The organism is Pelagibacterium sp., from assembly GCF_048264985.1.
Taxonomy (GTDB): Bacteria; Pseudomonadota; Alphaproteobacteria; order Rhizobiales; family Devosiaceae; genus Pelagibacterium.
This window is the reverse complement of record NZ_JBLXCL010000004.1, coordinates 64,165-82,659: the sequence shown is the minus strand read 5'-3', so window position 1 is coordinate 82,659 and position 18,495 is coordinate 64,165. Positions and strand designations below refer to the sequence as shown.

Genomic DNA, 18,495 nt, shown 5'->3' with positions numbered 1-18,495 from the left:
GAAATCAGCGGGCAAGTCCTTTGCGTGACGCGCGGACCAGTTCGGGAAACCGTTGGGCGATGTCCGGCGCAATGGCGTGTGGGCCATGGTGGCGGACCAGGTGTGTGGCCAATCCCTTAATGACGTTGCGTTGGTGGGTGCGCCTTTGGAAGGGGCGGGCCGATATCCCGAACAGATAGACCGCCAGTTGGTCGACGGCGTCGCGCCTGTCGGATCTGGATATAGATCGTGCGGCGATCCCCTCGGCCATGCTGGACGAAAAAATCGCCGACCTTTGGGTGGACCCGACTTTTCTGACCTTACTTCAGTCGGTCGTTGGCGAGGAGCAGGTGAATCTGTTGTTCGATGCACTGAACAATGATCAGGGACGTCTCATTTCGGACATGCTCGATACCATCCAGATGCCTACGGGCACCGGTTCCTGAACAGCAAATCTGCCGTTATTGGATTGCTTACAGCGCCGAGCGAGCGAGCGGGATGATCTCGGCGGGTTTGCCCGAGAGGGCATCGTCAACTTTTTCGATCAGCTGGGCGAGCGAGAAGGGTTTGCCCAAAACGTCGTAGATCAGGGCGTCGAGGCCGTGGGCGCGTTCGCGCTGGTCGGCAAAGCCGGTCATGAGCAAAATTGTCATGTCGGGGAACTCGGCGCCAACGGCGAGGGCCAACCCGATGCCATCCATGACCGGCATTTTGATGTCGGACACCAGAAGGTCGAAATTTCCCTTCTCTTCGATGGCGATTTCGAGGGCCAGGCCGCCATCGGAGGCGTCGATGACCTCATGACCGCTCATCTGGAGCGCGCGCGTGACAAAGGCGCGGACATTTTCATCGTCTTCGGCCACCAGTATGCGTGCCATGGGGTTCTGCCCTTATCTCTTGCTCTTTCAGCGGCTGACCGATGACCCGTTCTGGCCATCGACAAAGCTCAGTCTAATATTTGTTACGCCGTCGGGCGGCCCGATAAGCTGCGCATCGATCGCCAGTGTGTCACCGGGTAGAATGTTGCGCGTTGCAGGCGTCACCGACCATTCATAGACAATACTGCCATCGTGATCGAGCAGGCTCACCAACACCGACGGCACGTAAGTTATGCGATTCGTGATGTTGGAAATCTTAGCGCTGACGATAATGGCGGGGTTTCCATCCTGCGTGGTTCGCAAAGTCTTAATTTCAGTAAAATCAAGTCCGACCACATTGGTTCCAAGTCCGACGAGGCGGTAGAGCCCGTCGAGCTGGGGAATGGCCGCCACGATCTCGGTGCGTAGCGTGAAGGCGGCGACCACGCTGGCAATCATCAGCGCGACAATGGTGATGCGGAACATGCGCCGGAAGCGGGCGATGGGATGGGCGGCAAGCATGCCGTTGCGTCGACGTGCCAGCGCCTCGATGCGCGCGCGGTTGACAGCGCTGTCGGCGGGCGGGCGCGGCGTTTGGGTCTGGCGCACGGGCGAATTGGGCTCATCGTTCTGGGGTTGAGGCTCCTGGCTGGGCTCCAGCTGTTGGACACGCAGGAAGGCAGCGTCGAGCATTTCTTCGTCGGCGGTGGAAAACAAAGTGTCGTCGTCGGCGCGGAAAATCAGTTCGTCGTCGGAGGGTTCGGGGTCCGGTCGCGGGGTGGCGGGCTTGGGAAAGCTTGGCGTCGCGTACCACAATTCCGAGCACGCAGCGCATTGAACCTGCCTGCCGACGGCGCTGAGCGTGTCGGAAGCGAGCTTGTAGCGCGTCTGGCAATTTGGACAGGTGATTATCACGCGCGAGATTGACCGCTGGCGGTTGACCGAAAATGTTGGGCCAACCCTATGCGGGACGGGTTAAAACTCTTGAAACGCTGCCTTGATGCGGCCATTGGGGGGTGATGGCTGATAGTATTCTCGCCAGACAGGTGATTCGCGGAGTACAGCGGTTTGATCGCGTTCGAAAATGTTGGCCTTCGATACGGACATGGGCCGGAAATTCTCAAAGACCTGACCTTTGCGATCTCGCCGGGCTCGTTCCACTTTCTCACAGGTCCCTCGGGGTCGGGAAAGACCTCGCTATTGCGGCTCTTGCTGCTGTCGCTCAAGCCGACGCGCGGGTCGGTCTCTATGTTCGGCGAGGACGTTTCGGCGCTCGAGCGCGACAGGCTGTTGCAGATGCGGCGCCATATCGGGATCGTATTTCAGGAATTCAGGCTTCTCGATCATCTCACCACATTTGAGAATGTGGCGCTGCCGCTGCGCGTGCGCGGGCAGGCCGAGGCGAGCTATCGCGGCAATGTCGAAGAACTGCTCGACTGGGTGGGGCTGGGCGACAGGATGGACGCGCACCCGGCCGTGCTTTCGGGCGGTGAAAAGCAGCGCGCGGCAATCGCGCGGGCGGTGATCGGCAACCCCGATATCCTGCTTGCCGATGAGCCGACAGGCAATGTGGACCCGGAACTGTCCGAGCGGCTCTTGCACCTGTTTGAACAGCTCAACCGCATGGGCACGACGATCATTCTGGCCACCCATGAAGTGGCGCTGCTCGACAAGTTCGATTATCCGCGCATGTTGCTCAATGACGGGGAGCTCACCATCCATGAGTGAGGGGCTAAAGCTCAATTTTTCCCGCCCGAACCCGATCGTTCCGGCGCAGTCGGTGGCCGGGCGTACGCTGATGCTGTTGATCGGCATCATGACGTTTCTCTCATGTGTGACGTTCGGCGGCGTGCTGCTTGTGCAAAAATCGGCGATGGGGTGGTCGTCCGAAGTCGGGCGTGAGCTGACAATCCAGATTCGTCCGCTCGACGGCGAAGTCATCGAATCCAATCTGCGGCTTGCCGTTTCGCTGTCCGAGGCAGTGGACGGGGTGGCAAGCGCGCGGGTCGTATCGATCGATGAAAGCGAAGATCTGCTGCAGCCCTGGCTTGGCGAAGGGCTGGATCTTTCGGACCTCGCCATTCCCAGGCTGGTGATCGTACAGCTTGCCGATTCCAATGCCGCCGACATATCGCGGCTTGAGAGCGAGATTTCAGCGATTCCAGGCGCGACGCTTGAAACCCATGCCGCCTGGCGGGTGCAGCTCAATACCATGGCCGGAACGATAGTCGTTTCCGGGATATTGGTGCTGGCGCTGATCCTTGTGGCCACGGCGCTTGCCATTGTCTTTGCGACACGCGGCACCATGTCCACCAACCGCGAGATCGTCGACGTGCTTCATTTCATCGGCGCGTCGAACAAGTTTATCGCCGGCGAGTTTCAGGGGCGGTTCCTGCTGCTCGGGCTCAAGGGCGGACTTGTTGGCGGATTGGCTGCAATCGTCTTTTTCATTGTGGCCGGTACGGCAATGAGCACTGTCGTGCCCGAACAATCGAGCGCGCAGTTGGGGGTCTTGTTCGGTCAGTTTGCTCTTGGGATCAGTGGCATACTGGGCATTGTCGGGGTCGTGCTGGTCATTGCCGGGCTGACGGCGATCACGTCGCGCTTGACTGTGCGGCGCTTTCTCTCCCAGATTTCCTGAGCGCGCGGCCCTGATACCGGCTTGAAACACTTTTGCGGAGAAAAGAGATGATCGTTCAGGCCATCCGCTCGGCGGTGTTCTATGTGTTCTTTTTCGTTCACACGTTCATTCTGGCGATCATCATCGGACTGATGTCGCGCCTGACGCCGAACCAGAAGTCTGCAGGCTGGCGGCTGGCGCAGTACTGGAATGGGTCGAATCTGTTTTTTCTGCGCTGGATCGTCGGGATACGGACACAGGTGAGCGGGACCGAGAACATCCCCGATGGCGGCTGTATCATCGGCTCCAAGCATCAGTCCGATTGGGACATTTTCGCCATGTTGCCCCATGTCGGGCATCCGGCATTCATCGCCAAGAAGGAGCTGCTCGACATTCCGCTGTTTGGCTGGGCGGCGCGGTGGATGGATACGATCTCGGTGGACCGCAAAAAGGGCAAGGATGCGCTGCCGGCAATGACCCGGGAGGCGCGTGGCGCGCTGGAGCGTGGGCGTCGGGTGATCATCTTTCCCGAGGGGACCCGTCGTGCGCCGCTCGATACGCCCGCCTACCGCTCAGGGATCGTGCGGATGTATCTGGCTATGAATGTGCCCGTCGTGCCCGTGGCGCTGACATCGGGCCTCTACTGGGGGCGCAACAGCCTTGTGCTTTGGCCCGGCACTGCGCGGGCCAAGTTTCTCGAACCGATCATGCCCGGACTTTCGGGCGAGGTGTTCTCGAAAACGCTGATCGCGCGGATCGAAGCCGAGACCAACGCCATGGTGCTCGAAGATGCCCGCCAAGGCCTTGCCCGCCCGATTTCGCCCGGCCTGCGCGCCCGGATCGACGCGCTTGAAGCGCAGGCAGGCAACCAAGCCTGACCGGCTCCAATATCGACCCTTCAATCACCAAAATGCGATAGATTGTGTTTTGCCCCAATCGGAACACAATATCTTGACATCGGTTGATGACGATGGGACGATCTGGGCAAGCATGGGATTGACGGCGCCTTCTGTTTGTTCTAACTTTGTTCTCATCGGGCCGGCCAGTTAATTTGACAGCCGACTGGCAGGAGAGTTTCCGCTTTTCGGGGCGGGTCAGCGCGGGGCCGTTTTCGAGGGTGGCCATGATCAGGTTTGACAGCATTGCGGAAGCGGGCGTCGGTGAGGCGGCCAATGTCTTATGGACCGGCCGCTCGGGCCGACGCTATCTGATGGAACGCGAGCGGGAGGCGAGTGTTTCGATGGCGCCCAGCCGCCTGTACGCGCTTGAGGATAATGGTGTGATCGGCTGGGCCGGGACTGCCGAAGATCTCATCGGGGATCATCGGGCGCGTGAAAAATTTCGCCGGCTGAGCGCCAATGGCGCGCGGATGCTTTCGCTATCGGCGCCGAACGACCCACTCGCGGTGATGACCCTTGTCTGGGATCTTGAAGGCAGTCGCCGCGTTTTGGGACGGGCAGCTTAAGCTTAGCCGCCGATATTTTCTGTCATTCGCGCTAATAGTGTTCAATGCATTTGCGGAGCAATGGAGTCGTTCGTCCCGCGGTTGGTCAGGTCGAAAGTCGCCAAGGCCCTGACGGTTGTCGTTCTGTGCCTTTAAAAGAGCGACCGTGCTCTTGTGGCAGTTTGCCCGGTTTCGCCCTGGCGTTTGCGAATTTATTCCGCGCCGGCCCCGTTTGGCGTGTTCGGCGCATTCCCAATTCCTGTCGCGGGCAGCAGGCATCGTGAAGCCTGGGCCAAAGCTCGTTCGACCTGCAGGGCAGGCCAGCGTCTACCGATTTGGAGCTGCGCCAGTGTCCAAGACCGCAGCGACCAAGACTGGATTGTCCGGGTTCGCCGGCTTCCCAGCGCATAGATCACGGCGTCGAATGTGTCGCTGCCCGCCCTTAGGCGGGCGTGATGATCGCAGGTCATGGTGAGCCGGCCCATAATGGCGATCGAGGGGGTGTTGGGCACATCGGCAATCGAGATCAAACGGCTTGGGCCAAGATGTCCGAATGTGTGGTCGCACGAGGCGCGTCTGGCTTCGGTGGCGCAACCCTGTCCCCAATGAGCGTTGCCCAGGCGCCGGCCCATCTCGAGATCGTTTGGAGATCAATCCTAGAGCGACAGTCGGCACATGGCAGGAAACGCGCCATCGGACCGGTCTTCGGTGCCAATCTTGCCGACCCGGTTCTCCTTGCAAGAATTGGTGGCAAAGCGCGTCTGTGCAAGCGTCTGCGCTTTCGTTACGGGACCACCAAGATAGCGAATGGCAAGTCAATCGGTATTGATTGCCGTATAGATATCGAGGTCGGCCATGATGAAAGACCGCAGCACAAGCCGCTCGGTGCCAAACAGTGCATCGGCTCCTTACGCCAGATTTTTCGGCTTTGCCTTTTTCAAATGCCCGAGACCATTTTTGTCGGGGACATCTCGATGCGCAAACCATGTTTCCTTTGCGGCTTCAATTTGCTAAGCGACAAGCCGTGGTCCCGTAGCTCAGCAGGATAGAGCATCAGATTCCTAATCTGAGGGTCAGTGGTTCGAATCCACTCGGGATCACCAATGCTGCGCTCCAGAAAACGCGCTGAACCAGCCTTCCAACATCATGACGATTCGTGCCGGGTGTTTATGAAATTGTGCGGCAGCGCGGGCCTATCGCAGCCAATCGCGCCCCGACGTTCAAGGGAGATCGCCATGCCAATTAAAAATTTCTATCTGCTGATGGCAGTAATTGGCACCATCGTGCCGTGGCTATTTTTCGGCACGTTTTTCGCAGCGAACGGGCCGGACCTTATTGCCTTTGGTCAAAGCCTCTTCGCCAATGGCGCTGCCGGGGGCTTTTCTGCTGATGTGTTGATCACCATCGGCGTATTCTGGGTCTGGTCGTTTCTCGATGCGCGCCAGCACGGGATACAGCAATGGTGGTATGTGTTGCCCGCCAGTTTTTTCGTCGGGTTGTCGCTCGCCCTGCCGCTCTATCTTTATATGCGGGCCGGCAAAGACGGCGCATAGGCTGGCGCGATTGGGCGTTTCTCCGAATCGCTGCAACCGCTATCGTGCGGCTCTTGCAAATCGGACAGATGGTTTGTCGTCCTGGATACAGGTGTCCGGGTGGCTTTCGTGCTTGGATGCCCTATCTGTTCTGTCGTTGGAGACGTACAATGTCCGCCCCGGCCCTGGCCAAACTCACCCGCGCCATCGAGGAACTCGAGCGGACGGTGGCGGTCAATCGCTACACCGATGCGCAGCGCATTGCGCTCAAATCCGAGCTTGAGACCCATATCCAGCGCATCGACGAGTTGCGGCAGAACCTGTAGGGATGCGCTCAGCTGTTTGGGCAGCTTCGACCTAGAACGGGTTGAGCGCCTCGGGCCAGCGGCGCGGATGCTCTGTCACCACAAGCAGGACGTCGGCGTCGGGCAGGGGGCCGCGCGCCTGTTCGATCATCCGCAGATTGAGTGCGTCGATCTCAGCCGCCGAAATCAGACGGTTGGGATTGTAATAAACTGTGATCAGCACCTCGCGGCCCAGCTTTGTGACCGACATGTCCTCAAGCGTGCCACCGTTTTCAGCAATCGTTGTGCGCAGAGCGCGTCTGGCCAGTGCCACATGTTCGGGGCTGGCGCTGGCGCCGGCCAATTCACCCAACCCGCCGCGAAACTCGCGCACATAGGTGCCGATGGCCAGCAGGCACAGGATCAAAACGATCAGGGAGTCGCCGACAGGGGCAATCGGAGCGAGCGGGCCGTCGCGGAAGACATAGATCGCGCCAAGGCCAATGCCAGCAGCTGCGGTGATCAGCCCGTCAAACATTGCAGCCTTGGCCTCGAGCCGTAGAATCGCGCTGCGCCTTCCAGTGCGACGCCAGGTGAAATAGTGAAACCCCCACAACAGGATGCAGGTTACCCCGATCACGGCGAAATAGACGAACATGGGGCCGAAAGTGAGTGGTTCGGGGGCGGTGCCGCCGATGTAATTGTAAATCGTCTTGACCGCACTGGTGATGGCGAACAGGACAAGTCCGAGCAGCGACAACGACCTGAAGGTCGAAAAGATCGCCTCGTCGGCAGCATAACCAAACGGGCGGGCATTGTCGGGACCGGCATCGATGCGCAGGCTGATCCTCCGCCCGAGCAGCGCAGCGCCAAACCCGATCAGTGAAAACAGCCCATCCATCAGGATGGCGTTGGAATTGGACAGAACACCGGCAAGCAGGCCCGCCGCTGCCATGAACAGGTTTCCCCACATGGCGATGCTGAATGCCCGGCTTTCAAGCCGTTTCCGTATCTCGGTTTCTTGCTCTGTCAATTTTTCACCGTCCGGGCGTCCTCAGACACCAGATTCAATAGACCCTGCCCGATCTGGTGCCAAGCGCTGCAGAAAACGGCGCGCTGGGATCAGGCGGCCGGGATCGCAGGAAACGACGTAAGATCGGCAGTCAGGGTGCCACGACTTCGAAGGCGAATGTCGTGTCCAGCCAATCTTCCGACGAAATGTCGATCGTGTGGGGGCCGAGAGGATCGCCATCGGCCAGGCACCAGCGTACACCGATTTGGCCATCGATGGGCGTCACCACTCTGTCGCTCTTTGCCGCAGTGCCGTCCGCGGCAATCGTCGAGCCCGGCGCGCGCCAGCTTCCCGCGGGCGCGGGAAGCTGCAAGGTCTCGCGCAGCGCTACGAAATCGGGAGCGTTTTCGATCAGGACGGACCAGCCGAAGCAGGCCCGGCCCGGCAGATAGGGCACAATTGTGGTGACGTGTTCGGTTTCGCTCCCGTCCTTTTGCGCCAGCCAGACAACGAACTTCGTATCGATGACGCGAGGGCGGTCGGCGGCGAGACCCGCCGTTGGCGCCGCAAGCACGAACAGGACGGCGAGGGCTTTTACAGAGCTCATAGTTGTTGTTCTTGTCAGTGCGCGGCGCCGGACCGCTATTGTGGGCATCGCCGATCAGAAATTGTCTTTTGCCTTGCGGATGGCGCCGAAGACCTGCCAGGCCGGAGCATCTTCAAGGCCCATGGATTTGGCGAGTTCGGGCGTGTCGGCGCGCAGGAACGGATTGATCGCGAAATCCTCGCCAAGATTGAACGGGATCGTGGGTTCGCCGGAATCGATCTGGCTCTGGGCCTGCTGGGCGCGGGCTTTGAGCGCTTCGTTTTCAGGATCGACCGAGAGGGCGAATTTGGCGTTCGCGAGGGTGTATTCGTGGCCGCAATAGACGGTGGTGTCGGCAGGCAACGCCTTGAGCCGCTCGAGACCGGCCCACATCGATTGCGCGTCGCCTTCGAACATGCGTCCAACGCCCATCGAGAACAGCGCATCGGCCGAAAACAGAACCTTGTCCTGGGGGGCAAAAAACGCGATGTGACCGAGGGTGTGCCCGGGAACGTCGATGACCTCGAACACGGTTTCGCCCAGCGTTACGCTATCGCCGCCGGAAACCAGGGCATCAAGGCCGGCAATTTTCGAGGCTTCGTCCTTGGGGCCGACCACGTTGCAGTCAAAGCGGCGCTTGAGCGGGGCGATGGCGTCGGTGTGGTCGGGGTGGTGATGGGTGATGAAGATGTCGGTGAGTGTCCAGCCGCGCTTTTCGAGTTCGGCCAGGATCGGAGCTTCGTCCGGGGCATCGATGGCGGCGACACGACCCGATGCGCTGTCGCGGACCAGATAGCCGAAATTGTCGCTCAGGGCTGGGAAAATGGCGATTTCGAGGGACACGAGCAGCACTCCTTTTTAATTTTGACGGCAAGGTAGGTCGGGTGTGTGCCACTTGCAAGGTTTGACCTTAAAGCCCAAAGCGACCACATAGGTATCTTGTTTGACTCTGGCGCGAGTGAACCCCGATCCATGACACCTGACGTCGACGGTCTTATCCGCTTTTACAAATCGCCCCTTGGCCGGTTAACCCGGCAGTCCATTCGCCAGCAGGTCAGTGAGCTTGCCGGTGATGTCAGCGGGTTGCGGCTGTTGGGGCTGGGGTTCGCCACGCCCTATCTGCGCGGGGCGCTGAAAGGGGCAGAGCGGGTTCTGGCCTTTATGCCAGCACGGCAGGGCGCTTCGAGCTGGCCGCGCGAAGGGCCTTCGCACACAGTGCTGTGCGATCCTTTGGAAATGCCGCTGACCGATTCGTCGATGGACATGGTGATCGTGATTCACGGGTTCGAGCACGTGGTGGACCCTGAGGACATGATGCGCGAGCTGTGGCGGATCTGCGCGCCCAACGCGCAAGTGATCATCGTGGTCCCCCGGCGGCGCGGGCTGTGGGCCGGGCTCGATACCAACCCCTTCGGCTATGGCCAGCCCTATTCGCGCGGGCAGATGGACAAGCTGTTGCGCGACCATTCTTTTACGCCCGAGGTCTGGCGCGACGGGTTGTTCTTCCCGCCGATCCACTCAGGACCAATCCTGCGTTCGGCGCGGATGATCGAAAAGGCTTCAAAGATGTTCGGGCCGACATTTGCCGGGGCGATGTGCGTCAGAGCGAAAAAGGAACAGTTTCCAGCAGTCGCGCGCCGCAAACGCGCGGAAAAGGCACTGGGCGCGCCAGAGCTGAGCCCGCAGACGGCACGGGTGGGATTCTAGGGCCTTCGCACCGCTCCGGGCTGGGCGGTCGCCGCCGGACGAGAGCAGGTCGGGCGTTCTGGGTGGAAAAGCAGCGCTTTTCTGCCTGTCGGCGCGACCTAGATGTCCTCTTTCTCGCGGAACCAGCCGCCCACGATATCGCGATAGGTGCCTGTGCGGGTCAGACGGATTGTCAGGGCATCAAGCTCCTGCTCGGTCCAGCCATCCGGTTCTGTGACTTCGATCCAGGCTCGCAAATAGTGCTGGGGTGCATAGACATGGCCGTAACCGACCGGCGAAGCCTGGGAAATCAGCAGATCGAAAGTAACCTGGAGGAAGGTCACCACCGGGTACCATGAGAGATCGGGGGACACGTCGGGCGCGCGCTCGCCTTCGAGCCATTCGGGGCTGCGATAGACCATGCCGGGGTCAAAGAACACGATCGGATCGCTGCCATACTGGAGATAGAACAGGCGCAAGGGCCCCCAGTGGCGCCCTTCGGCATCAAGGCCCTCATACTGATTTGCGTACCGCACGATCGAGCCGTCACCCACTTGGGGGAGCCATGCCGGGCTGTCGGGATTGCGAGCGCCCGTCACTTCTCGCCAGACCTGGCTGGCAAAGGGCGGCCCCGCCCATAGCGCGCCGGCAATGGGGTTCGATAGCAGATCGAACAGGTTCATCGACGCCTGGGAGGAATAGGCACCGAGGCTGAGGCCGTGCAGATAAAGCTCGGGCCGGTCCTCTGGCGGCAGATCGCTCCAATAGGCATAAACGATATCGAACAGGGCGCGGGCCGCTTCCACACCCACATTGGGTTCGGAAACCAGAGAAAGAGAGCTGGTGAGATAGGAATATTGCAGTGCAACGCTGGCAACATCCCCTGCGTGCAGGAACTCGAGCGTATCGATGGCGGGGGGCTGCACCCAGCCGGTGCCCACTGGCATGATGAGAACAAGGACGGAGCGATCGAAAGCGCCGACACGCAACATCTCGGCCAGTGCCAGGCGGGCGCGTTCCTCGACGGTATCGGCTGAGCGTAGCCCGACATAAACCCTGATCGGGTCGATTGCCGGTTTGCTGGTGATCGCTTCGATTTCGGCGGCTGACGGTCCTGACTGGACATAGATGCGGGCATCGAGCCCGATGGTGTTCCAGGGCACCAGCGAATCCGCGCTGCCCGAGCGCAGGGGATCGGACGGCTGTTCCTCGTAGGCGCCGGCCAGCGTATCGAGATTGGCGTAAAACCTGTCGGCGGCATTGAACGCCCAGCGGGCAAGCACACCATTGACGGTGATGTTGGTGATGATGGTGACGATGATGATTCCGCCCACCAGCGCAACGCGCGGCGGAATGATGTGCTGGAGCCAGCCTGAGACCATGCGGACGCCCGAAACGATCAACGTGCCGAGCAGGATCAGCAACAGGGCAGGCACTATGGCGATGGCGACGACGTAAACAGGCTGGTTGGTTTCAACGGCCGGCATGTCCATGACGGTGCGGATGGAATTCTGCCAGCCGGTGGATAGCCACAGGCACAGGAAGGCGAAGGCCAGACCGATCCCGATCATCGCCCATTGGGCGTAACGCACCCAGCGCCGGCGAGAGGGCTTGAGGCCCATGAAATTCCACAGCCACTCGAAAAAAATTCCGATGCCGTAGCCAGCGGCAAAAACGAAGCCCGACAAGACGCCCTGAATGACGAAATGGCGGGGAATGAGCGAGGGCGTGAGCGAGAGCGCGAAGAACACGAGTCCGAGAAAAACGCCACCGGCGGGCAGGCGCAGAATGAACCGGCGCATAGGGCGCATCGTTGCGATCATTGGACAGCTCCGACGGCGGCATTGGCCAGGTGCCAAACGCCCCAGATGGCTGCCGCGGCGACGGACAGCCCGAGCAACGCCACGATTATGCCAGCGATGATGACAAAGGCATCGCGGTTGATCCAGCCAAGGCACAGGATGCAGATGCCGGTGTTGGGAATGGCGTTGATGAGCGGGATTGGCAACATCATGGGCAGGCTGACGGCAATGATGAAGAGAGCCAGCACGGGCTGGAGGGCCCGAGCGGAAACGAAAGTGAAGCGGGGGCGCGAAAACCGGCCCATGGCCGCTGCCATGCGCGCAAACAGCTCTGCAACCCGCATGAGGGCCCTGGCGGGGAGCTTGCGGCGTCTGACCCAGCCGGGCAGGGTCAGCGGCGCGTTGAGCATCATGGCTATGGAAAAGCCGATAATGGCTATGGCGATGGTGCCGCCATAGCCCGGCGGGCCGGGCACCATGTTGAGAACCGAGAAAACCAGGATCACAACGATGTGGGAATGCACGCCAAGGGCAGCGATGAGGCTGGCGACCGTAAAGCGCGGATCTGGCCGTTCCTGGGACGCCTTGAGGGCTTCGAGCAGGCCACCGATCTGAACCTCCACGGGTGTGAGGTCGCGTTCGGTGGATGTCATGGGCTTGCCTTGCAAAACGAAAATACCTCTGGCACGCGCAATCATGGCGTCATGATGTGTTCGGATCAACAGGCAATAAGGGCGCAAGTGGGGCGCTTCCATTTGGCGGTGAACGGCACTATGGTCCGCGCGGCCCCGTAACAGGGGGTACACCAGAGCCAATTGTGTGAAGTGAAATGAGCGACAAACCCGTTCCGCAACCGGGAATATTGAGCATTGCGCCTTATGTGCCGGGGCGCTCGAGCGCGCCGGGCAAAAAGGCCGGTGAGGGCATAAAGCTCTCGGCCAATGAATCCCCGCTTGGCGCCAGCCCCAGGGCGATCGAGGCCGTGCAGGCCGCAGCCGAAACACTCGAAATCTATCCCGAGGGGTCTTCGCGCGCGTTGCGGTCGGCGTTGGGCGAGGTGCACGGCATAGACCCCGAGCGGATCGTCGTGGGCGCAGGCTCGGACGAAGTGCTCCATCTTCTCGCCCAGACCTATATCGGTGAGGGGGACGAAGCGGTGATGAGCCAGTACGGGTTCATGGTCTATCCCATCATCACACAAGCTGCGGGCGGCGTGCCGGTTGTTGCGCCGGAAACCGAATACTGTGCCGATGTGGACGCCATACTCGCTGCTGTGACCGCCAAGACCAAAATTGTTTTTCTGGCCAACCCCAACAATCCCACAGGCACCTATCTGAGCGCCGAATCGCTTGACCGGCTGCATGCGGGCCTGCCAGCCAACGTGTTGCTGGTCATCGATTCCGCCTATGCCGAATATGTGACGGCACCCGATTACGGCGTTGGCATTTCGCTTGTCGAGCGGAGTGAGAACGTGGTGATGGTTCGGACTTTCTCCAAGATGGGACTGGCGGCAGCGCGGGTTGGCTGGCTCTATGGCCCGGCCCATCTGGTCGATGCCGTCAACAGGATACGCGGCCCGTTCAATGTCTCTATGCTGGGGCAGGTTGCTGCCGAAGCGGCAACGCGGGACGTGACATTCACCCGCACACTGCGCGAGCACAACGCGACCTGGCGCCACTGGTTGAGCGAGGCCGTCGGCTCGAACAGGCTTCGGGTTCTGCCCAGCCAGGGCAATTTCATCCTCGTTTTGTTCGACGACGCTCAAACGGCAAGCAATGCCAATGCGGCGCTGCTCGACAAGGGACTGATCGTGCGTGAAATGGGCGGCTACGGCATCGCCAACGGATTGCGCATCTCGATCGGCAGCGAAACGGCGATGAAGGCTGTCGCCGTCACGCTTAAAGACTTCATGGATATGAAATGATCGAAAAACTCGCCCTAATCGGTATCGGGCTCATAGGCTCTTCGATCGCGCTGGGTGCGCGGCGGGCCGGTTTGGCCAAGACCATAGCCATTTCGACGCGGCGTCAGGAAACGCTCGATGAAGCCCAGGCGCTCGGGCTGGGCGATGTCTATTCGACAGACGCTGCCGCGGCGGTCGAGGACGCAGATCTTGTGATCCTGTGTTCACCGGTGGGCACCTATGAAGCAATTGCCAGGCAGATCGCGCCGCATCTCAAGCCCGGCGCGATCCTGTCAGATGTCGGGTCGGTGAAGGGTCATGTGGTTGATGTGGTCGGCCCGCACGTGCCCCAGGGTGTCCATTTCGTGCCCGGTCACCCGCTGGCGGGGACCGAGCATTCAGGGCCGTCAGCCGGTTTTGCCGATCTGTTTGCAAGCCGCTGGTGCGTTCTCACCCCGCCCGAGGGCACTGACCCCGCGGCCGTGGAAACGCTCGGGGCGTTCTGGAAGGGGTTAGGCTCGGATGTGGAATCGATGAGCCCGGCTCATCACGACATGGTTCTGGCGATCACCAGCCATGTGCCGCACCTTGTCGCCTACAATATCGTGGGCACTGTTGATGACCTCGAACAGGATACCAAATCGGAAGTCATCAAGTTCTCGGCATCGGGCTTCCGTGATTTCACCCGTATCGCGGCGTCCGATCCGGTGATGTGGCGCGACGTGTTCTTGACCAATCGCGACGCTGTTCTGGAAATGCTGGGACGATTTTTGGAAGATCTTTCTGTGCTGCAGCGCGCAGTGCGGGTTGGCGATGGCGAAGCGCTTGAAACCCTGTTTACGCGCACGCGGACCGTGCGGCGCTCGATCATTGCTGCCGGTCAGGAAACCGCGGCACCCGATTTCGGGCGTCCGCATGGCGATAAAAAACCCTCAGAATAGCGGGGGAATCGCGGCGACCGGGATGATGCCGACGACAATCGTACCGTTGTTGATGGTCAGGGTCTGGCGCGAAATACCATCGTCTCCAGGGCTTCCCAGAACGATCTGAGCAACCGAGGGGTCGCCCACAAGTGCCGCGACACGCTCGGCGACGCCCTGAGAGGCGATCTCGAGATTGCCGGCAATGGTACCCGTGTCGGTCAGGCTCGCAGCGCCCTGGGCGTTCAGGGAAAGCCCTGCGGCGCTGAGGTCGAAATTGCGCAAGGTCAGCTCGCCATCGAGTGCCTGCCAGAAGGCGAGCAATTGTGGGTCGCCCCAAAGTGCCGGGTCGGGCAGGCCGGACAGCCGCGCATCGAATACCATTTTGCCGTTGACGATTTCATTGTCCGGGCTGGTGACCTCGTCGAGCGTGACATAGGCATCGAAAATGCCGCCCGTGCCAGGCTGGGCGTCTTCGGGCGTTGCGTCGAGCAGGTGAAACTCGCCATAGCGCGCCGTGCCGATCACGGTTTCACCGATCAGCATGTCCGCGTAGACAAGATCATCGGCGATGGCTGAAAAACGTTCGACCATGCCGTCGGCGAGGCGCAGGCTGGCGCGCAGGCCCGACCAGCGTACCTCCTGGGTGGCACCGGAAAAGGCATCGGTGACGCGCGCCGGTCCGGTGGCAAAAATCTGGATATGGGTAGGGGTGTAAAACAGCGCTGTGCCGCTCAACTCCGCAAGGTCGACAGTGATATCGCCCGAGGTGATCTGAGCATTGGTGCAATGGGGCGAGAATGAAAACGGCGCGCCGGCCACATCGAGGCTGTCGCAGACCAGCCTTGGCTGGGTGACGCCATCGGCAAGCGCGAGATGCGCGATCTCGGCGCGGATCTGGCCGGCAATATAGAACCAGCCACCCATCCACAAAACTGAGACGGCGATGACGGCGACGATCATTATGACAAAGCGCTTCATGGATGCTTCTTAGCGTGTTCGCGCGTGGCCGTCATGGGGCAAACTTACGCAAGCGATGTTGATGGCGTGCGGGCGCGGGCGGGCGGTAATCGCGACCGGCCACTCAGGGCTGGGCCGTGGCAGCGATCAAAGCTTGATTTGTCCTGTGTGCAGATTGAATAAGGGGAGCTGAGACTTTCTGAATGGGCGGCCCGTGGGACGCCGGAGGATGCATGGAAGACATCTTGCTCATCGCTGTTTTGGTTCTGGCCGTTATGGCGTTTATCGCGCATCGGGACATCAAGGACCTGAAAAAGCGGCTTGCCGTGTTCGAGGGTGATGAGGGGGCGGCTGACACTCCCCGTGCAGCACCAGCGTCAGCGTCCACGCCCAAAGTTCAGCCAGAATCGGCCGCCACGCGCGCGCCGGTTGCGCAGACGGAAACCGAAAACGATGGGGCCGCCTGGGCGTCTAACGTGGCGCAGGGGCCCTGGATGCGCGCTCAGGCCAGCGCCGCCGCCAATGAGCCGGTGACGCGCGCCAAAGTCAATTGGGAGCACATGCTGGGTGTGCGCCTGCCCGTGTGGGGCGGGGCTGCGCTGCTGCTGTTCGCTGCGTTTCTGTTTGCCAATTATGCCATGGAGCAAGGCGTCTTTACGCCAGCGGTGCGGGTCTGGGCGTGCGGGCTTGGGGCTGGGGCCTTTCTGGCTGTGGCGCTACTGGTGCGCCAGCGCCGGATTGCCAATTTCGAACGGATATCGGGCGCTCTGGCTTCGGTCGCCATCGGTTTGGGCTATGCCACCTGCTATCTGGCGACTGCTGTATTCCAGTTCTGGCCGCCTGTCTTTGGTGCCATGGGGAGTTGGCTGGTCGGACTTACGGCCATCGCCATTGCCGTGATTTTTGGGCGGCTCGTTCTGGTTCTGGGCCTGCTTGGGGGCTACCTGGCGCCGTTCTTTTTGGGCGACATGCCTGATGGCTGGACGCTGGTTGGCTATCTCTGCATGGTGCTTGTGGCTTCTCATGCCGTTGCCGCATCGCGAGGGTGGTGGACGAGCGCGTTGTTTTCGAGCGGGTTGGCCCTGCTATGGGGACTGGGCTGGGCCTATCTCTCATTTGAGGGCGCACAGGGGGGCGATGGCCTGCCGCTGACATTTTGGGTGTTGGCGATTGCCATCGTGCCCGTGGCGGCCGAGCGCATTGCGCCTCAGGATGAGGGCACGCTCATCATGCGCCGCGATGGACCGGTCGCCGCGGCTGTCGGCTCGGCACTGGCATTGGTCCTGATGGGGATCGAAATGCAGAGCGGGAACCCGTTCTGGCCCGGCTTTGTGGCCTGGATCGCCTTTCTCGCTGCGGCGTCGGTGTTTTGGCCCCAGCGAATGAACCTTGGCTGGCTGGCCCTGGGGGGACTGGCTGGTGCGTTGCTTGTCTGGCGCGATCCCGAGCCGGGGGTGCGTGTCGGCGTTTTGATCGCTGCGCTGCCTATTGTGCTGGGTGTGGCCTGGGTGCATATCGCGGCTGGCAGGCGGCAACGGATCTGGGCCAGTGCCGCCATGGCAATAGCAATGCTGGCCGTGCTTACCTCGCTGGTGGACCTCGATGGATGGGCCGGAGCGCGCGATGTGCCCCAGATGTGGGCAGCGATAGCGGTGGGGCTGGCGATTGGGCTGGCGGGGCTTCTTTTTGCCCTACGTGGGACAAAAACATCAACGCAGATCGCGCCGCCGCTGGCTGCCGCGGCAAGCGGATTGATATCGGTGGCGATCGGGCTAATCGTCGAGCCGGGGTATTTTGCACTTTCGGCAAGTCTGCAAGTGGCGGGACTGGGGCTGGTTTTCTGGCGCTACAGGGCAGTAACCCTTCTCTATCTTGCCCTGATCTATGTCGTTGCCTATCTCGCGCTTGTCGCGTTTGGACATGGCGCTGCGATAGGGCTTATGCCCGCGCTGTCGCAATGGCCCTATGGTCAGTTCATTCCCGTCGTTGCGCTTGAAGACGCACCATGGCTGGCGCTGATCGTGCCGGGGCTGGCGTTGTTGGTGGGCGCGAGCCTTTTCGCGCTGGCCGTACGGGACCGATTGATCGCGGTTATCGATCTCGTCGGTGTGCTGGTCGTGGCACTTGGCGTGCATGTGCTGATTGCGCCCGCCTTTGACGCGGATCCCATACGGATGGTCTTTGTGTTCGGCCCTGCGTGGTTCGGGCTGGAGTTTGCCATTGGCGCGGCCGCAGTGTGGGGCGCCGCCCGGTTCGAGCGGGCCGGGTTGTTGTGGAGCGGCGTGGTTGTTGCGGGTCTTGCGGGGATGGCGTTGATCCGGCTGGCGCTGGTCCCGGTCGCAGAGTTCTGGCCCGCGATGGACGTGCCGGGCATTGCCGTTTTTAATCTCGCGACCCTTACTCTGGGGCTGTCGAGTGCCTTGCTGGTCGTTATCGGCAGGCTTTTGGCCATGCGCAATGACCAGGGGTGGCATTGGGCCGGACTTGGATTTTATGCGCTGGGCGGGGTATCAGTCTTTGTGGCGATGCTGCTCGCCATCCGGCACGGTTTTCACCCCGATCTGTTGCAGGGCGAGACGTTGCGGATCGAACGATACGCCTATACCGGAGGCATGCTGGCTTTTGCGTTTGCTCTGTTGTGGCTGGGCACTGCGCGCAATGCCCAAGCAATCCGATTTGCTTCGCTGGGCGTGGCGCTTGCTACAGTGGGCAAGCTGTTTATCTTCGATATGGGCGGGCTTGAGGGGCTGTGGCGGATCGGCTCGTTCCTCGGGTTAGGGCTGGCATTGCTCGGGGTGAGCTGGTTCTACGCCCGCTTCGTGTTCGGGCTGGGGTCGGGCGTCAACAAGGACGGTGGCATGCAGCAGGAAGCGACGCCGGCCGGGGCGTAAGGGTCACCTTGCGTGCCAG

At 61.1% G+C, this 18,495-nt stretch carries 21 protein-coding genes and 1 tRNA gene; 12 read left to right on the top strand and 10 right to left on the bottom strand.

Features of this window, described 5'->3' with window-relative positions; genetic code table 11:
* Positions 1–4: 4 nt before the first annotated feature.
* A complete protein-coding gene (locus tag ACN0TA_RS13240) occupies positions 5–250 on the bottom strand; it encodes a hypothetical protein (RefSeq protein ID WP_417583678.1) in 246 nt (81 codons plus the stop codon).
* On the opposite strand from ACN0TA_RS13240, the gene ACN0TA_RS13235 reads away from it, so the two are divergent.
* Complete coding sequence (locus tag ACN0TA_RS13235) at positions 249–425, top strand: hypothetical protein (protein ID WP_417583676.1); 177 nt, start codon at positions 249–251, stop codon at positions 423–425. The two genes, ACN0TA_RS13240 and ACN0TA_RS13235, sit on opposite strands and share 2 nt — an antisense overlap.
* Positions 426–452: 27 nt before the next feature.
* Here ACN0TA_RS13235 and ACN0TA_RS13230 read toward each other — a convergent pair whose 3' ends face one another.
* Positions 453–857 carry a response regulator gene (locus ACN0TA_RS13230; RefSeq protein ID WP_417583674.1) on the bottom strand — a complete coding sequence of 135 codons (405 nt, stop codon included), beginning with the start codon at positions 855–857 and terminating at the stop codon, positions 453–455.
* 27 nt (positions 858–884) lie between these two features.
* On the bottom strand, positions 885–1,751 hold the full coding sequence (locus ACN0TA_RS13225) for a zinc-ribbon domain-containing protein (RefSeq protein WP_417583672.1): 867 nt from the start codon (positions 1,749–1,751) through the stop codon (positions 885–887).
* Positions 1,752–1,904: 153 nt separating this feature from the next.
* Here ACN0TA_RS13225 and ftsE point away from each other — a divergent pair, with 153 nt between their 5' ends.
* The 4 genes from ftsE (at position 1,905) to ACN0TA_RS13205 (ending at position 4,921) form a co-directional block, all read left to right on the top strand.
* Positions 1,905–2,564, top strand: a complete 660-nt coding sequence (gene ftsE, locus ACN0TA_RS13220; protein WP_417583670.1) for a cell division ATP-binding protein FtsE — start codon at positions 1,905–1,907, stop codon at positions 2,562–2,564.
* A complete protein-coding gene (locus ACN0TA_RS13215; RefSeq protein WP_417583668.1) occupies positions 2,557–3,477 on the top strand; it encodes a cell division protein FtsX in 921 nt (306 codons plus the stop codon). The genes ftsE and ACN0TA_RS13215 overlap by 8 nt, the downstream gene beginning before the upstream one ends.
* Before the next feature lie 47 nt (positions 3,478–3,524).
* A complete protein-coding gene (locus ACN0TA_RS13210; protein ID WP_417583666.1) occupies positions 3,525–4,334 on the top strand; it encodes a lysophospholipid acyltransferase family protein in 810 nt (269 codons plus the stop codon).
* Positions 4,335–4,579: 245 nt separating this feature from the next.
* A complete protein-coding gene (locus ACN0TA_RS13205) occupies positions 4,580–4,921 on the top strand; it encodes a hypothetical protein (RefSeq protein ID WP_417583664.1) in 342 nt (113 codons plus the stop codon).
* A 191-nt stretch (positions 4,922–5,112) separates the two neighbouring features.
* On the opposite strand, the gene ACN0TA_RS13200 is transcribed toward ACN0TA_RS13205, so the two are convergent.
* Complete coding sequence (locus ACN0TA_RS13200) at positions 5,113–5,532, bottom strand: GNAT family N-acetyltransferase (RefSeq protein ID WP_417583662.1); 420 nt, start codon at positions 5,530–5,532, stop codon at positions 5,113–5,115.
* Positions 5,533–5,926: 394 nt separating this feature from the next.
* Here ACN0TA_RS13200 and ACN0TA_RS13195 point away from each other — a divergent pair.
* The 3 genes from ACN0TA_RS13195 (at position 5,927) to ACN0TA_RS13185 (ending at position 6,758) form a co-directional block, all read left to right on the top strand.
* A tRNA-Arg gene (locus tag ACN0TA_RS13195) sits at positions 5,927–6,003 on the top strand.
* The gene (locus tag ACN0TA_RS13190) at positions 6,004–6,453 is read left to right on the top strand and encodes a DUF2834 domain-containing protein (RefSeq protein WP_417583660.1); all 450 of its coding nucleotides are present in this window, start codon (positions 6,004–6,006) and stop codon (positions 6,451–6,453) included.
* Between the two features lie 149 nt (positions 6,454–6,602).
* Positions 6,603–6,758, top strand: coding sequence for a hypothetical protein (locus tag ACN0TA_RS13185; RefSeq protein WP_417583658.1), 156 nt, complete (start codon positions 6,603–6,605; stop codon positions 6,756–6,758).
* Positions 6,759–6,789: 31 nt separating this feature from the next.
* Here ACN0TA_RS13185 and ACN0TA_RS13180 read toward each other — a convergent pair whose 3' ends face one another.
* The 3 genes from ACN0TA_RS13180 to gloB all read right to left on the bottom strand — a co-directional run bounded on the left by ACN0TA_RS13180 (position 6,790) and on the right by gloB (position 9,157).
* On the bottom strand, positions 6,790–7,749 hold the full coding sequence (locus ACN0TA_RS13180) for a cation transporter (RefSeq protein ID WP_417583656.1): 960 nt from the start codon (positions 7,747–7,749) through the stop codon (positions 6,790–6,792).
* Between the two features lie 130 nt (positions 7,750–7,879).
* Entirely contained in the window at positions 7,880–8,335 is a 456-nt protein-coding gene (locus tag ACN0TA_RS13175) for a hypothetical protein (RefSeq protein ID WP_417583654.1), read from the bottom strand.
* Between the two features lie 54 nt (positions 8,336–8,389).
* Positions 8,390–9,157 (bottom strand): hydroxyacylglutathione hydrolase, encoded by a 768-nt coding sequence (gene gloB, locus ACN0TA_RS13170; protein ID WP_417583652.1) that lies wholly within the window; start codon positions 9,155–9,157, stop codon positions 8,390–8,392.
* A 129-nt stretch (positions 9,158–9,286) separates the two neighbouring features.
* Between gloB and ACN0TA_RS13165 the strand changes: the two genes are divergently transcribed.
* Positions 9,287–10,021: a class I SAM-dependent methyltransferase gene (locus ACN0TA_RS13165; protein WP_417583650.1), complete on the top strand. Its 735-nt coding sequence runs from the start codon at positions 9,287–9,289 to the stop codon at positions 10,019–10,021.
* A 98-nt stretch (positions 10,022–10,119) separates the two neighbouring features.
* Here the strand turns inward: ACN0TA_RS13165 and ACN0TA_RS13160 are convergent, their stop codons facing one another.
* Together ACN0TA_RS13160 and ACN0TA_RS13155 are read right to left on the bottom strand one after the other, a co-directional pair.
* A complete protein-coding gene (locus ACN0TA_RS13160) occupies positions 10,120–11,823 on the bottom strand; it encodes an alpha/beta hydrolase (RefSeq protein WP_417583648.1) in 1,704 nt (567 codons plus the stop codon).
* Positions 11,820–12,455, bottom strand: a complete 636-nt coding sequence (locus ACN0TA_RS13155; protein WP_417583646.1) for an exopolysaccharide biosynthesis protein — start codon at positions 12,453–12,455, stop codon at positions 11,820–11,822. Before ACN0TA_RS13155 ends, ACN0TA_RS13160 begins: the two co-directional genes overlap by 4 nt.
* Before the next feature lie 176 nt (positions 12,456–12,631).
* Here ACN0TA_RS13155 and ACN0TA_RS13150 point away from each other — a divergent pair, with 176 nt between their 5' ends.
* Complete coding sequence (locus ACN0TA_RS13150; protein WP_417583644.1) at positions 12,632–13,726, top strand: pyridoxal phosphate-dependent aminotransferase; 1,095 nt, start codon at positions 12,632–12,634, stop codon at positions 13,724–13,726.
* Complete coding sequence (locus tag ACN0TA_RS13145) at positions 13,723–14,646, top strand: prephenate/arogenate dehydrogenase family protein (protein ID WP_417583642.1); 924 nt, start codon at positions 13,723–13,725, stop codon at positions 14,644–14,646. Before ACN0TA_RS13150 ends, ACN0TA_RS13145 begins: the two co-directional genes overlap by 4 nt.
* Here ACN0TA_RS13145 and ACN0TA_RS13140 read toward each other — a convergent pair.
* Positions 14,638–15,606 (bottom strand): DUF2125 domain-containing protein, encoded by a 969-nt coding sequence (locus ACN0TA_RS13140; protein WP_417583640.1) that lies wholly within the window; start codon positions 15,604–15,606, stop codon positions 14,638–14,640. The genes ACN0TA_RS13145 and ACN0TA_RS13140 overlap by 9 nt on opposite strands.
* Before the next feature lie 212 nt (positions 15,607–15,818).
* Between ACN0TA_RS13140 and ACN0TA_RS13135 the strand changes: the two genes are divergently transcribed.
* On the top strand, positions 15,819–18,476 hold the full coding sequence (locus tag ACN0TA_RS13135) for a DUF2339 domain-containing protein (protein ID WP_417583638.1): 2,658 nt from the start codon (positions 15,819–15,821) through the stop codon (positions 18,474–18,476).
* Positions 18,477–18,495 lie beyond the last annotated feature (19 nt).

Coding starts and splice junctions, on each gene's coding strand:
- ACN0TA_RS13235 (WP_417583676.1), top strand. CDS start 249: ATGCTGGACGAAAAAATCGCCGACCTTTGGGTGGACCCGACTTTTCTG.
- ACN0TA_RS13240 (WP_417583678.1), bottom strand. CDS start 250: ATGGCCGAGGGGATCGCCGCACGATCTATATCCAGATCCGACAGGCGC.
- ACN0TA_RS13230 (WP_417583674.1), bottom strand. CDS start 857: ATGGCACGCATACTGGTGGCCGAAGACGATGAAAATGTCCGCGCCTTT.
- ACN0TA_RS13215 (WP_417583668.1), top strand. CDS start 2,557: ATGAGTGAGGGGCTAAAGCTCAATTTTTCCCGCCCGAACCCGATCGTT.
- ACN0TA_RS13210 (WP_417583666.1), top strand. CDS start 3,525: ATGATCGTTCAGGCCATCCGCTCGGCGGTGTTCTATGTGTTCTTTTTC.
- ACN0TA_RS13205 (WP_417583664.1), top strand. CDS start 4,580: ATGATCAGGTTTGACAGCATTGCGGAAGCGGGCGTCGGTGAGGCGGCC.
- ACN0TA_RS13200 (WP_417583662.1), bottom strand. CDS start 5,532: ATGGGCCGGCGCCTGGGCAACGCTCATTGGGGACAGGGTTGCGCCACC.
- ACN0TA_RS13190 (WP_417583660.1), top strand. CDS start 6,004: ATGCTGCGCTCCAGAAAACGCGCTGAACCAGCCTTCCAACATCATGAC.
- ACN0TA_RS13185 (WP_417583658.1), top strand. CDS start 6,603: ATGTCCGCCCCGGCCCTGGCCAAACTCACCCGCGCCATCGAGGAACTC.
- ACN0TA_RS13175 (WP_417583654.1), bottom strand. CDS start 8,335: ATGAGCTCTGTAAAAGCCCTCGCCGTCCTGTTCGTGCTTGCGGCGCCA.
- ACN0TA_RS13165 (WP_417583650.1), top strand. CDS start 9,287: ATGACACCTGACGTCGACGGTCTTATCCGCTTTTACAAATCGCCCCTT.
- ACN0TA_RS13160 (WP_417583648.1), bottom strand. CDS start 11,823: ATGATCGCAACGATGCGCCCTATGCGCCGGTTCATTCTGCGCCTGCCC.
- ACN0TA_RS13155 (WP_417583646.1), bottom strand. CDS start 12,455: ATGACATCCACCGAACGCGACCTCACACCCGTGGAGGTTCAGATCGGT.
- ACN0TA_RS13150 (WP_417583644.1), top strand. CDS start 12,632: ATGAGCGACAAACCCGTTCCGCAACCGGGAATATTGAGCATTGCGCCT.
- ACN0TA_RS13145 (WP_417583642.1), top strand. CDS start 13,723: ATGATCGAAAAACTCGCCCTAATCGGTATCGGGCTCATAGGCTCTTCG.
- ACN0TA_RS13140 (WP_417583640.1), bottom strand. CDS start 15,606: ATGAAGCGCTTTGTCATAATGATCGTCGCCGTCATCGCCGTCTCAGTT.
- ACN0TA_RS13135 (WP_417583638.1), top strand. CDS start 15,819: ATGGAAGACATCTTGCTCATCGCTGTTTTGGTTCTGGCCGTTATGGCG.